Annotated in this window: 10 protein-coding genes; 2 read left to right on the top strand and 8 right to left on the bottom strand. The window is 55.0% G+C overall.

Annotated features, from left to right (window positions below; translation table 11 throughout):
- Positions 1–7: 7 nt before the first annotated feature.
- Positions 8–1,228: an NnrS family protein gene (locus ACFFJP_RS19535; RefSeq protein WP_377248350.1), complete on the bottom strand. Its 1,221-nt coding sequence runs from the start codon at positions 1,226–1,228 to the stop codon at positions 8–10.
- A gap of 1 nt (position 1,229) precedes the next feature.
- A complete protein-coding gene (locus ACFFJP_RS19530; RefSeq protein WP_377248347.1) occupies positions 1,230–1,481 on the bottom strand; it encodes a hypothetical protein in 252 nt (83 codons plus the stop codon).
- Between the two features lie 187 nt (positions 1,482–1,668).
- Here ACFFJP_RS19530 and norR point away from each other — a divergent pair, with 187 nt between their 5' ends.
- Entirely contained in the window at positions 1,669–3,234 is a 1,566-nt protein-coding gene (gene norR / locus ACFFJP_RS19525; RefSeq protein WP_377248344.1) for a nitric oxide reductase transcriptional regulator NorR, read from the top strand.
- Between the two features lie 135 nt (positions 3,235–3,369).
- Positions 3,370–4,308: a chemotaxis protein CheV gene (locus ACFFJP_RS19520; RefSeq protein ID WP_377248341.1), complete on the top strand. Its 939-nt coding sequence runs from the start codon at positions 3,370–3,372 to the stop codon at positions 4,306–4,308.
- Between the two features lie 66 nt (positions 4,309–4,374).
- Here the strand turns inward: ACFFJP_RS19520 and iadA are convergent, their stop codons facing one another.
- The 6 genes from iadA to ACFFJP_RS19490 form a co-directional block, all read right to left on the bottom strand.
- Positions 4,375–5,550, bottom strand: a complete 1,176-nt coding sequence (gene iadA / locus ACFFJP_RS19515; protein WP_377248338.1) for a beta-aspartyl-peptidase — start codon at positions 5,548–5,550, stop codon at positions 4,375–4,377.
- 12 nt (positions 5,551–5,562) lie between these two features.
- Complete coding sequence (gene yfcC, locus ACFFJP_RS19510) at positions 5,563–7,026, bottom strand: putative basic amino acid antiporter YfcC (RefSeq protein WP_377248335.1); 1,464 nt, start codon at positions 7,024–7,026, stop codon at positions 5,563–5,565.
- Between the two features lie 4 nt (positions 7,027–7,030).
- Positions 7,031–8,842 carry a cyanophycinase gene (locus tag ACFFJP_RS19505; RefSeq protein ID WP_377248332.1) on the bottom strand — a complete coding sequence of 604 codons (1,812 nt, stop codon included), beginning with the start codon at positions 8,840–8,842 and terminating at the stop codon, positions 7,031–7,033.
- A 61-nt stretch (positions 8,843–8,903) separates the two neighbouring features.
- Entirely contained in the window at positions 8,904–11,879 is a 2,976-nt protein-coding gene (locus ACFFJP_RS19500) for a TonB-dependent receptor (protein WP_377248329.1), read from the bottom strand.
- A 218-nt stretch (positions 11,880–12,097) separates the two neighbouring features.
- Positions 12,098–13,003, bottom strand: coding sequence for a response regulator transcription factor (locus tag ACFFJP_RS19495; protein WP_377248326.1), 906 nt, complete (start codon positions 13,001–13,003; stop codon positions 12,098–12,100).
- A gap of 242 nt (positions 13,004–13,245) precedes the next feature.
- Positions 13,246–15,624: a glycoside hydrolase family 3 protein gene (locus tag ACFFJP_RS19490; RefSeq protein WP_377248323.1), complete on the bottom strand. Its 2,379-nt coding sequence runs from the start codon at positions 15,622–15,624 to the stop codon at positions 13,246–13,248.
- Positions 15,625–15,968: the final 344 nt, after the last annotated feature.

Raw genomic sequence — 15,968 nt, 5'->3', positions numbered from 1 at the left:
GGGAATCTCAGCCCGGCCGGCCATCCAACCGGGCTGAAGTCAGGATGGGCCAATAGACCCGGGTGAAAATAGCGAAGGAGGCTAACCACAAGCCGGCACTGGCGTACCAGCTCAGGTGTGGTTGGCTGAATAAACCCGCTGCTGCGCGCAATACGCCACTGAGCGTTATGAGAGCAAAAGCCAGCGCCAGTAGGCGGCTGACCTGCAACGGGCGGCCGGTATGGCCGAGTGCGACCCGAGCCATCATCGCCAGCATCATGCCGGCCATGGCGCTGATGCCAACCAAGTGCAGCGCATCTTTGAATAAGGTTGGGCGTGGCAGCGCTGCCGGTGCAGACAACAAGGCGATGGCCATCAGCGCCAGACCAACAGCCAGCGCCAGATTGGCAAAATGTAAAGACCACAATAATGGTTGCGCCAGCAGCTTCGGCGTAAACCAGTAACCAAGGCGCAGCAAATGCAGTGCGGCAACCAGTAGCATCAGCCAGCCGGGATTCAGCCAAGACCACCAGATACTGCTGATAAAGCCCAGCGTGCCTGCGATTGCACTGACTAATACCAGCATGTCCAGCCGCGGTGTCTGAGACTGCGGGGTGTTGGTTGCTCTGGCGGTGAAAAACGGGATAACACGACCGCCCAACACGCCCATCAGCACGCCGAACAGCAGGATCATGCTATGGCCCAGATGCAGCGCCAGCAGGTAATGGCCATTTGCACTTTGTTGTAAAAACAGCAGGTTGAGCAGTGCCATGCCCGTCAACATCAGCACAAACTGATAATTGCGCTGGCTGCGCGCCAGCCAGAGTTGGCGGCACAGTGCGCTAATACCAAGGAGCCACCAGCTGCCCTGCGCCAGCGCGAGCAGCATCAAGTTGTGTCCGGTGCTGGCAAGGGGCTCGGTAAATGCCAGCAGCCTGGCAATCAGCCACAGCAGACTCCAGCCCATTAACCATCGACTATGCAGCGCAGGGATTTGCGTCCAGTTTTGTGCTGCAGTTAACAGAAAGCCGACGGCAACTAATGCGGCGAAGCCAAACAGCATTTCGTGGACATGCCACAAAGTGCCGCTGAGGCCAGCGGCGCCTTGAATGAAACCGCTGAGTTGGGCCAGCCAGATACTGATGGCGATTATTGCCCAGCAGCCAGCCAGTAAAAAAGCCGGCCGAAAAGGCATGGCCCACAGTGGCGTGGATGACGTTGTTGGCTGCAGGTTGTCAGGGCGTTGCATCTCAGCACACTTCCCGTGCCAGGCCATATAAGGCAATACAACGGCAGACGTAGCAGATCTTAATCAGCGTTGCACTGACGATCAGCAACACATGACTGATGACAATTTGCGGCAAAGAAAATAGCTGCTCAAACGGATAACAAATCAACACAGTCGCCAAAAACAGGCAGGCCGACAACAATAAGCCCCAGTTGGCAGCGCGCAATAACGATAGATAGACTGGCTGATGAGATAATCTTGCATCTAGTAACATAAACACCTCAGTGCTGATTGATTCTGCCTGAGGTATTACAGTTAATGTGCCAACTATTATAATTTAATAAAATCAATGATATAGCTATAATTTAGCCAGCAATGTTGTCATTTTGACTCATTGTGATGGTTGTCATATTGACTCATGTGTGTCACTTTTGTCTTGACTGAAAAGCATGAGCACACAGATGAACTCAGATAACCATCTATTACTGGAAGTGGCGTTAGATCTGGCGAACAGTATCAACACTGAAGATCGTTTTGATCGTCTGCTGAGCTGTATCCGCAAAGCGATCCGCTGTGACGCGGTAGCTTTGTTGCGCCTGCAACAGCAGATGCTCATTCCGCTGGCTATTCAGGGGCTGGCAGCGGATACGTTGGGCCGGCGTTTCCTGTTAAGTGAACATCCGCGCCTGGCTGCGCTGTGTAACGCCGAACGCGTGCATCGCTTCCCGCCGGATTGTCCGTTGCCAGATCCATATGATGGTTTATTGCTTGCGCATAGCGGCGAGTTGCCGGTGCATTCTTGTATGGGCCTGCCGCTGTATTCCGATGGTCAGCTGATGGGGTTAGTCACCATCGACAGCATGCAGCCTGATGCTTTTCATCACATCAGTGATCGCACGCTGGCACTGATCGCCGCCTTGTCCGCCGCGACGTTAAAAACTGCGTTAGAGCTGGCTAAACTGTCGTTGCATGCGCATCAGGCTAGGCAGCTGGTGGAAGAGCTGACGCAGGAAGCGTTGTTAAAAGATGGCGGGGAACTGATTGGTCAAAGTGCCTCGATGCAGGCGTTGCAGCATGACATCAACCTGGTTGCCGGCTCGGATTACACCGTGTTAATCCTGGGCGAAAGTGGCGTTGGTAAAGAGTTGGTGGCGCGTACTGTACACAAAAAGTCGGCCAGACATCGTGGGCCGCTGGTGCATCTGAACTGCGCGGCCTTGCCTGAAACACTGGCGGATGCCGAGTTATTTGGCCATGCCCGCGGTGCTTTTACCGGCGCGGAGCGTGAACGGCCCGGCAAGTTTTTACTGGCCGATGGCGGCACCATTTTTCTCGATGAAATTGGTGAGTTGCCGCTGAGTATTCAGAGTAAGTTGCTTAGGGTGCTGCAAAGGGGCGAGATCCAGCCGGTTGGTAAGGATCAGGTACAGCAGGTCAATGTGCGGATCATCGCCGCCACCAACCGCGATCTGCAGCTCGAAGTGCAGCAAGGCCGTTTTCGCGCTGATTTGTATCACCGGCTGTCAGTATATCCACTGACGGTGCCACCGCTGCGCCAGCGTCCGGAAGATATCCTGTTATTGGCCGGCTATTTTATCGAACAAACCCGACGTAAACTGGGTGTGCGGCAGTTGAAACTAAGTCCGGCCGCAGCGCAGGCACTGCAAGCCGCGGTTTGGCCCGGCAATGTCCGTGAACTGGAGCATGTGGTCAGTCGTGCGGCATTAAAAGCATCAGGGCGGGAAGGGCGCCATGGCATCCTGACGATGCAGGCCGAGGATCTGGCGCTGACATCGGCTGCTGTGCCAGTTGTCTCAACATCGGATGACAGCGGCATGCCGCAGGCGTTGACCGATTTAAAAACGGCGACTGAAGCATTCCAGCGCCAGCTGATCCTGCAAACGCTGGCGCAAACAAACTGCAACTGGGCTGAGGCGGCACGCCGCTTACAACTGGACCGGGCCAATCTACAGCGATTGGCAAAAAGACTTGGCATCAGTACAGGCCGGGTGATTCAATCTGCGTGAGGTGATGGAGTACGAGGATAAATTCCTTGTTCGAAGACAGTATATCCGCCGGAAAACTTTGCTATGTTTAGCAATAGGTTATATATCATTAGTTTTGTAGGTTCAGCATCAGGATCGTAGCCGCGCGGAGGGCTCATGAGCAGTTTATTAACCAGTATCGATTCAAAGACCAATATGGTCGGAAAAAACCGGCTTGAGCTGTTGTTATTCCGGCTGAATTCCGCGCAGTTATTTGGCATTAACGTGTTTAAAGTCCGGGAAGTCTTAACCTGCCCGGAGTTGTCGGCGTTGCCCGGAGCACACTCGCATGTACGCGGTATTGCGCATTTACGTGGCGAGCCGGTGACCGTCATAGATCTCAGTCAAGCGACCGGTGGTAAGCCAATTACTGATTTGGCGACGGCGTATATTCTGGTAACCGAATATAACCGCAATACGCAGGGTTTTCTGGTTGCCGGTGTGGACCGGATTGTCAGTAGTAGCTGGGAGCAAATCCATCCGGCGCCACAAGGTGCGGGTAAAGCGCATTATGTGACGGCTGTAACCGAAGTTGATAAAAAGCTGGTGCAAATTCTGGATGTAGAAAAAGTCTTTAATGAAATTTCACCAGCGGACGAGACGGTCAGCGAATCGGTGAAAGAAAAATCCAAAGACGTTGATTTTAAAAACCTGGTGGTGCTGGTCGCCGACGATTCGGCAGTGGCACGTAATCAGGTGAAACGGGCGTTATCGGCGATTGGTGTTGAGATCCAGACCGTCAATGATGGCCGTTCAGCACTGAACTGGCTGAAAAATCTGGCCGATGAGATTGGCGGTGATATCTCGCACAAAATGCCGCTGCTGATTTCGGATATCGAGATGCCGGAGATGGATGGCTACACTCTGACGGCTGAAGTCAAAGCTGATGAACGACTGCGCAATATTCATATCGTGCTGCACTCATCGTTGAGCGGTGTGTTTAACCAGGCGATGATTGAAAAAGTTGGCGCGGACCAGTTTATTGCCAAGTTCCACCCGGATGAGCTGGTGTCGGCCGTGCAAAAGTGGATGTCGAACCGCGCGCCACAAGCGTAGTAAATCAGTCCACTTTGGAAAACAAAACAGCGCCGGTTGGCGCTGTTTTTTATGGTCAATGCTGGATCAGACAAACAACGAGTCGCGTTGCACCTGTACCGGCAGGCTCCCGTCGCTATAGCGCCAGATGCCTTTACACATCACGGCGCGCACCGCCAAAGTTGTTTTATCAAGCAGCACTAAGTCAGCATCTTTGCCCGCAGCCAGTTCACCTTTTTGTGGCAGTTTCAGCACCCGTGCCGGGTTCGTGGTGGCGACGCTAAGTGCAACCGGCAAAGGCACACCAAGCCTGATCGCAGCCACCACTTCTTCCAGCAAACTGGCGATCCGACCAATGCCCAGACCAATAAATTGTTGTTTATCGTCAAACAGCGGCAACGATGCATTGGCATCGGACGAGAAGGTGATCCGGCTACAATCCAGCCCCTGTTGCCAGGCCTGATGCAGTGCTTTCGCGCATTGCACTTCGCCAGCTGCCAGTTCCTGCGGTGTCGTGCTGGTAGTGAAATCGATCCAGCCACCGGCCTGTAAAAAGGCAAAACCTTGTTCCACCAACTGCTGATTGCGGTTCATGTGGGTCGGATAAAACTGCGTCAGCGGAATATCGCTGCTTTTCGCGACATCCAGCAACAACGACACACCGGCTGGCGCAGGCCCCACATGCACGCTGACGATACCGGCTTTGCCGGATAACATACCGCCCACGCGGGCTTCAGCCGCCAGTTTTTTTAGCTCATCCGGTGTCGGCTGCGAACTGCGGTGATCGGCAATGGCCACTTCACCGACGCCGATAAACTTGTCAATCAGCAGCAAATCTTCGCTGATGGTCGGGAATAAAGTGCGTACCGGGATTTGATAAGAACCGGTATGGCAATAACAGCTCAGGCCTTCTTCGGTCAGCGCGTGGGCTTTTGCCAGTAGGTTGGTCAAGGTGCGGGTAATGCTGTCAGTACCCAGCACCCCCACCAGCGTGGTGACACCACTGGCAAAGGCATCGTCGGCTGTTAATTCCGGGGTCCGGGTGCGAAAACCGCCTTCGCCGCCGCCGCCGATGATATGGGCCAGCGAATCGACCAAACCAGGCACCAGATAACAACCGCTGGCATCCAGTTGCTGTACTGCGGTGCCTTGAATATCAATAGTGGAACTGATATCTGCGATCTGCCCGCCGCTAACCAGCAACGCCGGTGTGCCTAAGGCTTTTGGACTAAAAACTTCTGCATGTTGGATCAGGGTGATCATAGGATCCCTCAGTTAAAAACCAATCCAGACGGCAATTGCCATGGTGCTCATACTCATCAGCGTCAGCAACAGCCACAACGACCACATGGCTTTGAGCCAGCGACTGAATTCGACACCGGCTATCGCCAGCGTCCCCATCAGCGCAGGAGAGGTCGGATAAAATAAATGGGCCAGGCCATCACCGAGCTGAAACGCCAGCACGGCGGTTTGACGCGATACGCCAACTAAATCCGATAACGGCGCCATCAACGGCATTGTCAGTGCGGCCTGACCGGAACCGGAGGTAACCAGGAAATTAAACGCACTCTGGAATACCAGCATGCCCTGCGCTGCGACCATCGAACTGTGACCATCGATAGCACCGGCGGCGTGTTGCAAAATGGTATTGATGACTGACGGCTTGGCTGGATCTGTGCCGCCCAGCAGTAACAAAATGCCTTGTGCGATGCCAACAACCATGGCGGCCGGTAACAGCTGCGCCGCGCCGGTTTTAAAAGCGTCGACATAGTCATTGGTGCGGCCATGTTGTGGCAAAAACAGCCGGGCCAATAAGGCTGACACACAACCAATCACCAAAAACTGGCTGGCGATCTCACGCAAGTAATAACCTTGGGTCACCACGCCCCAAACCAGCCAGACCATACCGGCGGCAAAACACAGCACAATCAGCAGATGCGGCCAGGCAAATTGTTGCTCCAGCGCAAAAGGCTGAGCCTGCGTGTCTCCGTGCTGGTTTTTGCGCAGGCGCTCAGCCCGGGTCATCATCCACAGAATATAAATCAGCGTGAAAACCAGCCACAGGCCCATGCGAAAACCAGCGCCCGACAGCGGCGGTAAGCCGGCAATACTTTGCGCAATGGCGACTGAAAACGGGTTCATCCAGGACGTGGCAAAGCCAACCTGAGTGGCACCGTAGGTCAGCAACACGCCAGTGATAGCGTCATAGCCCAGCAGTTTGACCAATGGCACCAGAAACACCGCAAAGGCCATCGCTTCTTCGCCCATTCCAAACACGGCGCCGCCTAATGAGAAAAACAGCGCCATCACCGGCAGTAACAGCCGTGCTTTGTGTTGCAGCCGGTTAATCAGCCACTTCAACATTTCGTCGATCGCACCGGTTCTGAGCACGATGCCAAAACTGCCGCCGACCAGCAGAATAAAGACCACCACGCCAATTGCGGAGCCTGAGCGGCTACCCGACGTCATACCATCAAAAAAGGCGCTGAAAAAACCAGTTTGCTCACCAGCCGTAAACAGTGGCGCTAACGACGCTTCGCCAACAGCCTGATAACTGCCGGCCTGCAGCAAATGGCGGCCAGTTTCAGCATCCAGCCTGGTTTCAAATTGTCCTGGCGCGAGCAGGGCGGTGAGTAACAACGCCAGCAGTAACACACCAGCGACGATGAGCAGCGTATCGGGCATCTGCCAGCCGCGGTTTGGCGGGGTAGAGACTCCGGATGATTGAGGTGTTTGCATCTGGCTATCCTTTGGTTGCAGTCAGCTGCAGACTAAGCGGCTGCGCCAGATAATGCCAGCGGCCGTCGCTCCGTTGACAAGCCGCAACTTGTCCCTCACTTCCCAGTTGCCAGCGCACAGACAGACCCGGCAGCGCCAATGGCGCATAGGCCTCTGCATCAACCTGAGTCGTTGGCTGGCGCGGCGCTGTGCCACAAGACAACTGACCCTGATATTGCACCTGGCTGCTTTGTCCTTCACTGCCAGGTCCCTTGCTGCCAGATCCCTCGCTGTGAGCAGTCTTGCTGGCCGGCACTTGCTGCCAATGCAGCGTATCACCCGGTAACAAGCGGCTGACACGCAGGCCCGCCATCCCTGAACTCATGGCCAAATCGCCCTTGGCTGCGGTACGGTCAACGATCCAGACAGCGCCACTGCCATGAACTTCCAGCATGGCGTCCTGGCCATTGCCATCCCGATCCGGCGCGAAGCGGGCACGCAGCACTGTAGCTTCATCGACGCCAAAACCTGCTGGCGCTTTGGCATCCTGTACCAGGCGCAATAAGCGTCCTTCGCGGTTGCGTTCACGAAAATGCGTGTCGGCGATGCCGAGGCTAAACAGCTGCAGGCCACCTTGTGGCCGGTAGGTCAGCTGTTCGTCGGCCAGCACTTTGCCGCAACTTTGGCTCAACCGGCACAAAGGAGCATCAATATCATGCGCCAGCGCACCATGCTGCAAAGCATGCGTACTGCGACCGCCGCTAATCATCGCGATGTCCCCGAGCGGGCGACCAGATTGCACCGCATTGCCGGCGCTGGAACCGCCAAGCGGCACGGCGGCAAAACGTACCCGCTGCAGCAAGCGCTCGACCAGCGGTAACCAGCGACCGTCCGGGCTGGTCAGGGCACGTAACGTCAGCGACTGATCGCCGCCATTGATAAACACCACATCGGCTTGTTCCACCACATCGGCCATCGCTTTGGGATCGCGGCACAATTTCTGTTGTTGAACCGCCAGTTCCGGATAACGTTCGGCGCGGCGCAGCTGACCTGAATGTTTGAGCCGACCCGCTTCAATCGCGCCGCAATCCCAGGGCTGGACTTGTTGGCTGATTGCAGGTTCCAGCGGCAGCCAATCGACGTCGGCGCCCGCGGCCTGAAACAGTTGCTGATAATAATCGACCCATTCATAGGGGTTATAAGAGGACGCAGTGATCAGCAGTAAACGAGGCTTTTGCGTCACGGGTGTTTGTGGCCGACGCAACTGACGGCGCTCGCGCGCCGAGGCGATAAAGCGCTGGAATAAGTCCTGTGTGACGGCATAAGTGCCGGGCCAATACACCGCCATCCGGGCGGTGCTGCCGTCCGGGCGTTGCGGCCGGACTTCACAGCTGTCCTCAATCGCGCTTTGTTCGTCGCCTGTGAGTTTGAGCAGCTCTGCGAGCTGTTCCAGCTCAGCTGCACTCAAGATTTGATTCTGCTTCGCACTCAGTGCCTGCAGCACTTGAAGACGCCGCGCCTGTGGCGCCGCATCGACCGGCCAGTGCGCTAGTTGCTGCAACAGCTGCAGGCTTTTCTTGTCGCAACGAAAGGTCTTGCTGGTTTGCGCCTGCTGCTGGGCAAAAAATTGCTGTGCTGCCGCTAGTTTCGAGGCTTCGCAATATTCCGGTTCGACGCTGGAACAAATGCGCTCGCCACCGCCAAACAACCACAATTCTTTGCCGGGTAAAGCCTGCGGCCCAGCGACAGCCTGTACTGCAACTACCTGCGTTGCAGCGAATAGCAAAAGTGACAGCGCCGGCAACGCCAAAGCGTGCCGCTTCAAAGGAACTAACATGAAAACTCCGGAAAAAAGACCAGCCGCCGCGAAGGCAACAAAATGCGGCGGCTGGTGCTTGTTAAAACGAATAACGGGCGGTCAGACGCACTGATCTGGGGGTCTGATAGTTCAGGTCATGCAGGAAGTTCGGGTTACGTCCCGTATCCTCGAGCGACACATCGCCTTGTTCGTCGTACTCGGTGACTTGCTGGCTATTCAGCAGGTTATACACCTGCATTTGCAAACGCAGCCCTGGCACTTTGACCGGTTGATAAGTCAGACCGGCATCCAGCGTGTAGGTCCAAGGTGTGCGACCATATTGGCCACGTTGCGTCAGAGTTTGCTCACCGGCTTCATTGCGGCAATACAAGGTCGAAGCGGCATAACGTTCAAACACTTCATATTCCGGATCGTCGACATCAAAGGCCGGATAACCGAAACAGCTTACTGGCCGGCCGGATTGCACCGCCAGATTGGCAGAGACTTCCAGCTCATCGGTCAGCTCATAGCCACCAAATACCTTAAAGCTGTGGCGTCGGTCGTTCGACAGATAGCCGTCGGTGCCATCAACAAACATTTTGTGGTCGAAGTCATTGGTGAGACCTGGAGATTCTGCTTCCAGGAAGCTGTTGACCAGACCTTCAGCATTGCCTTTGCTGTAGGCGAGGGTGTAGCTACCCTGCAAATACCAGCCATCACTGCGGCCGCGTTCGAAGAAAAACTCCAGCGCTTTATAGGTGCGTTTGTATTCTTCCAGCTGCAGATAGTCATTCGAAACCGTGACCCGTTTCAGTTCACCGTCTCCGGCGACATCCATATCCATTTCAAGGTCACGGCCCGGGTTGACGATGATACAACTGGCGAGGCTGTCCGGGTCAAAATCGCTGAAGCCCTGGTCGTCGGCGAAATCGATAAAGGCCTGACGGCCGCAATAATCGTCAACACCGTTTTTCACTTCCCGCGCGATAGCTTTAACACCGCCGGTCCAGCCGTCAAACAACTCGCGCTGGTAACCGACGATCAGTTCGTCCTGCAACATCGGTTCTAGGTCAGCAGACGCGACCGTTGCTGGCGCCGGCGCGGTGTTGCGGCCGCTGGTCAGCGTGTCGCCAAGCTTCTGGCCAAGCTGGCGAGGAGCCAGCGTGACCGGATCAACGGTGCCGTCATACAGATAATATTCAGTGGTGACATATTGCCAGTTCGACGCCCGTACGTTGGTATTGGCGGCGATCGGAATAAAATAACGACCGGCGTTGGCGAACACTTTGGCGCTGCCGTCCGAGTTCACATCCCAGGCGAAGCCTAAACGCGGTGCCAGCATATCTTTGGCGTCAACAAAAGACACGCCGTCGCTATTGAGGTTATCAAAGGATTCATTGCGCAGACCGGCGTACAACATCAGGTCGTCAGTGACGTAAAAACTGTCCTCGAGGTAAATCGCATCGTTTTTCACTTCATAACTACCGGCTGGCGAACTGCGCGTGCGTTTGCGCACTACATGGGCGTTTGGTGCCACGTTGACGCCATTCCAGCGGTCGGCAAAAGGCAGCGGCGTGTAACGGCGATAAAACACGCCACCGGAGTATTCGGCGCCCGCGCGGTCAGAGGTGAAAGTCTCACTGTCATATCCAAACCGGATGGTGTGCGCGTCTAACGTCCACTCACCGTCGATGCGCAGTGCTTCGCGCTCGTCGGTATTAGGGCCAAAGTTCAGCGTCCGCACGTTGATTTCATTCCAGCAGCCGACGTCGGTGATGTCGTCGGTGTCCTGATCGTAGACGTCGACCAACGGACATTCATTGCCTGGCAGCGGATCTGGTGTGACATAGGCGGCATCAGTTTTCAGCGAACCATACATCACGCCGACATTAAAATTGTCGGTCAGCTGGCCGGTATATTTACCGATGACAATGTTACCGCCGTCGCGCTCTTCATATTCGGTGCGCAGATTGCCGTGTTGGCCGGTGTAATACTGGTCTGCATTGTTGCGATAGGTGGTGTAACGGGTTTTATTGACGTTGCGAATGCCGGTCAGTTCGAAAATATGGCTATCGGTGATATACCAGTCCAGTTTCAGCAAGCCATTCGGGCTGGTGTTTTCAGTCGCGGTGCTATTGTCTGATGAGAAGTAGTCAGCGCTTTGTTTTTTACCTTCGACCAGGCCGTAGATAAACAATTTGTCTTGGATCAGCGCACCGCCGCCCCCGACGCTATAGACCAGTTTGTCTTCTTCATCGTCTGAGCGATACGCCGAATAATAGCTGTTTTCGCCCGGCGCTATGCCCGGCACTTTGCTAACCACATCTTTACCATGAGCAGCGAGACTGGCCGGATCCCAGACCACAGAGCTGGTGAATTCCCAGTCGTTACTACCGCGTTTGGTGACGATATTGATCACACCGCCTAAAGCGCGACCGTATTCGGCGCCATAACCACCGGTTTTGACTTGCTGCTCGCCGATGGCATCAAACGGCACTTTGCCATAAGACAAAAAGGTGCGCGCATTGGTGACGTCAAAGCCGTTGATGTAATAGCCGTTTTCTGCCACAGAAGCGCCACCGAACGAGGCCAGGTTGCCAAAACCGCTGTCGCCGCGCACTGTGCCGGGGGCTAATAAAGCCACATCACTGATATCGCGGCCAACCGGCAACATTTCCAGTTGCTCGGCACTGAATACAGTGCTGGATTCGACCGATGAGGTGTCAATCGGATTGATGGCACGACCTTGTACTGCAATGCGTTCAATTTCGCCGCCAGTAAAGCTGACTGACGTACCGGTGCCAAGCGATACAGTGACTTCGCGCGCGATACCGGCGTTTTCGACTTTATAGCGGCCACCCGGTAACTGGCTGAACTGGAAACGACCGTTTTGGTCAACCTGGATCTGACGTTTCAGGCCGGTATCCAGATTCTGCACTGTGACAGTGCTGCCTTTGGTCGCCTGACCAAAAATCGAGCCGACGGACAAGTCCGCCTGAGCGGCAGGGGCCAGAGCCAGTGCGACCAGCGAGGCCAGCGCAGTTTTTTTGAGAATGTTCAAAGGATTGCGTTGCATAGGTTCTCCAGTGTTGTGCCTGTCTGTGCTTGCCTGATATTTATTGATGTGACCACCCGGACGGCGCAAAACGTCTGGTGCGGGGCAAACCAACCCTGATATTAGTGGTCAATATCGGGATCAGAAATATCCCCTTAGGGATAGAGGGCAGGACAGAGTTAGCCGGTAACAGACCTTTCCTATTGCTTAAGGAATAGACAGTCGCAGTAACGCTGAGGTCACAGCGCAGCGATGGGATGACTGGGCTCTTGTGCCTGCTGATAACTGTGCAGCGGATCTTCCGGCAAACCCGGGCGGGCAAACGGAATACAGTTGATAAATAACGAGAATAATTCGGCTTGTGAGCCAATCTCCAACTTGCGGTAAATGTTCTTGCGGTGGATTTTGACGGTACCGTCTGAGGTCTGTAGTTTTTCTGCGGTCAGCGCTGAGGAATAGCCCCGCAGCAGATACCACAGTACGTCGCGCTCGCGTGGCGTCAGCAAAGAACTGGCAAAATTACTCAGTGTCGCTTCAACCTGTAAATGGGTTTGATCAGCGCTATTGGCCAGTGGCAGCGGGGTGGCCAGCTGATGATGCCGCAGCAGCGCCGCATCGATGATCGGCATCACCATATTCAGTGCCTGCACATCGGCACGGCTAAAAGTGTTGCTGTTGATATTGCGCTGCATGAAAAAATTCAGTGCCGTGTTGTCGTCGATGCGCCATAACACATCAATTGAATCTGCCACGCCAATTTTGCTGTAAAACGCTGTGTAATAGCTGCTCTGATAAAAATCATCCGGCGCAACATCCGCCAGCCAGTAAGTGCCGCTGGCGCAGCCTTTTAAAAACAACTGATATTGCGGGTCGAGCGCATAAGGCCCGGTTGAATAAATATCGGCATGCAGGCTGCGGTCAAAGGGGTGAAACCGGTGCAACAGGCTTAATGGTTTTTGCTGGCGATAAAATACCAATAATCCACTGGAATCGACCGGACACACCGCTTCGAGCACATCCAGTATCGCAGCAAAAAAGCTCGGTTTGCCCAACTGTTGCCATAGCGCAACCTGCGCATCGAGCATGCGTTGGTCCCAGACCAACGCCAATGAACCCCGATGATAGACTTCCGATTTCCCGCGCACCCGGCCTCCCTGCTGTTCATTGTCTTTAAGCCAATGCTGAACCAGTACCTTACCGTTTTTTTCGGCTTGTGCCTATAAGTCCAAAGGTGAGGTTGAGATGAGTGATTTGATATTATCGCCGGACAACAGGCGACAAAGATGAAATGCAATAGGCCAGGAGCCAAACCAAAACAGCGGCCGTAGCCGCTGTTTTGGAGGCTGCATATCCGGGTTTTACTGCAGGCCCGGATACGCTGGTTAAATTACTGACAGGACAAACTGGCTTTGCCGGCCATACCCGGTACCAAGCGAATATCCGACAGCTGGACTTTATTGGCAGCTTTGCTGCTGAGCACAAAACTTTGCTGCACTTTGCCAAAGTCCGTGCCCTTGAAGCAGGCGAGATCAATACTCAGCGTCTGCCAGCCGGTTTTGCCTTTCAGTAGTGGTGTCAGGTCCACAGTGCCGCCGCATTGCTCGCCACAGCCCAGGCCAAGGCTCAGCGCCTGCACGGCCTGCAGCGGATTGATTTGCAGTTCAAGCACGGCATTGCTTTCGCGATAGCCACGTAAATCCCGTGGGAAGTTACTGGCAAGGGCCAGCGCGTTTTGTGCCTTCCCGCCAAAGCTGATTTCACGGCCATCTTCCTGCACACGGCGGTCGATGGATTTGTAGCTCAGGTCGCCGAGCGTCTGCACATTGGCGGTCACCGGTGCCATTTGGCTGCCGCTGCTGAGCCAGAATTGCCACGGTGCTTTGGCCGCCCGTTCAAATAATGGCAATGGATCTTGGGCGCCGTTGCCGCCTGCCGCTTGTTCCGATAGTGGTTTGCTCAGCGGTCCAGCATCCTGACTGCTGTAGCTCAGACCAAAACCATAGGGTAGTAACGGCGTTTGGCCATCACCGGTGTTAACTTTGAACTGAGTCGGATGTTGCGGCCAGCTATAACTCAGCTTGCCCTGGAAGTCATATTGCACTTTGCCGTCCGCGGTTTTTAATAAGACGTCGGCGATGCCGGCACCTTCACTGCCCGGTAACCAGGCCGCGACAAAAGCGTCGGACTGATTCAGCTCCGGGTTGACCCACAGCGGTCGGCCGCTCAGGAACACACTGACGACCGGGATCCCTTGTTGTTTCAGCGACTTCAATAACGCTAACGCAGTTTTATTGCCGCGCTGGAACTCAAAATTATCGATATCACCGTTGCCTTCGGCGTATGGCTCTTCACCAAAAACCACCACAGCCACATCCGGTTTTTGCTGGAAGCTGCCGTCTTTAGACAGCATGACCTGACCGCCTGCGGCTTTGATTTGACTGGCGAAACCCTGATAAATCGAGCTGCCGCCCGGGAAATCAGCATTGACGTTGCCGGTGCCTTGCCAGCTGATCGACCAGCCACCGCTTTGTAGACCGATATCGTCGGCGCCAGGGCCGGTCAGCAAGATCTTGGCTTTTGGCGATAATGGCAGTAGTGACTGATTATTTTTCAGTAATACCAATGATTTACGCACAGCGTCGCGCGCCACAGCACGGTGCGAGGCTGCGCCAATCAATTCAGTTTTACCAGATAAAGCGCGTTTGGCCGGGCCTGGCCGGTCGAATAAACCGGCGCGTAATTTGACGCGCAGGATGCGCCTTACCGCGTCGTCAATCCGGCTTTGCGCAATCTCACCACTTTTCACCTGCGCCAGCAGATTGTGATACAGCGGTTTCCATGCACTGGTCGGCACCATGTAAATATCGAGACCGGCATTGGCGGCCTGGGCACAGTTTTCATTGCTGCAACCGGGTATTTGGCCATGGCCGTTCCAGTCGCCAACCACCAGACCGTCAAAACCAAAACGCTCTTTCAACACCTGCGTGAGTAAATAAGGGCTGCCGTGGTTTTTCTCACCATGCCAGCTGTTAAAAGATGCCATCACGGTTTGAGCGCCGGCCTGCAGACCACCGACATACCCCTGGGCATGGATGTCGATTAGCTGCTGTTCACTGGCGATATTGTCACCCTGATCGACGCCGCCTTCAGTGCCGCCGTCGCCGAGGAAATGCTTGACGGTACTGATCACATGATGGTCAGTCATAAAGTCGCGGCCGGGTTCGCCTTGTAAGCCTCGCACGATGGCGGCGGCATAATCCCGCACCAGCGTCGGCTCTTCGGCATAGCCTTCATAAGTGCGGCCCCAGCGGTCGTCCTGTGGCACTGCGACTGTCGGCGCGAAGATCCAGTCAATACCAGTGGCGCGGACTTCAACCGCGGTGGCACGGGCAATTTGCTCAATTAGTTTGGGTTCACGCGCAGCACCGAGGCCAATATTGTGCGGGAAAATGGTGGCACCGATGACGTTGTTATGGCCGTGCACAGCATCTGTGCCCCACATGGTCGGGATAGTACTGCCATCCTGACTGGCGTCGACAGAAGCCTGATACATCGCGTCCGCCAGTTTGATCCAATCGGCCGGCGTGGCGTGCTTGTTATTCGCCGGGAACGAGCCACCGCCATTGAGATAAGAGCCAAAGCCATATTTGCGCATGTCTTCGACCGTGATATCGCGGATCTCCGGCTGGATCATCTGGGCAATTTTTTGCTCCAGCGTCATGCCGGCGAGAATCTTCTCTAAGCGTTGTTCCAGTTTTTTATCCACCGGCACTGCCGACTTCAAGGCAGGCCAGCGCTGAAGATCCCGATCTTTTGCGCCTGCGCTGTCTGGATTTGCAGCGGCAGTGGCGCTAGCGGTTAAAGCCAGAGTCACAGCCAGCGCTACAGGAGCAATCCGGCGACGCGAGGGTAGTGAGGTGAATTGGAACAAAGCTGGCAACATAGAATCAGATCCCCGTGCAAAAGTTGGCCCTGAGGCAAGCTGCTGCGGGCAGCGCTGCTAAAAAGACCAGTAAATGAATAAATGGAAGCGCTTACAGATATAGCATCGTTTTTCCAGAGGGCCAAGTGCTTTTTCCGCCGAGCTCTGGGCCTTTTCCCGCACAACTG

The organism is Rheinheimera tilapiae, assembly GCF_042432165.1.
Taxonomy (GTDB): Bacteria; Pseudomonadota; Gammaproteobacteria; order Enterobacterales; family Alteromonadaceae; genus Pararheinheimera; species Pararheinheimera tilapiae.
The sequence above is the reverse complement of the archived record's forward strand: the minus strand, read 5'-3'. Positions and strand labels throughout refer to the sequence as shown.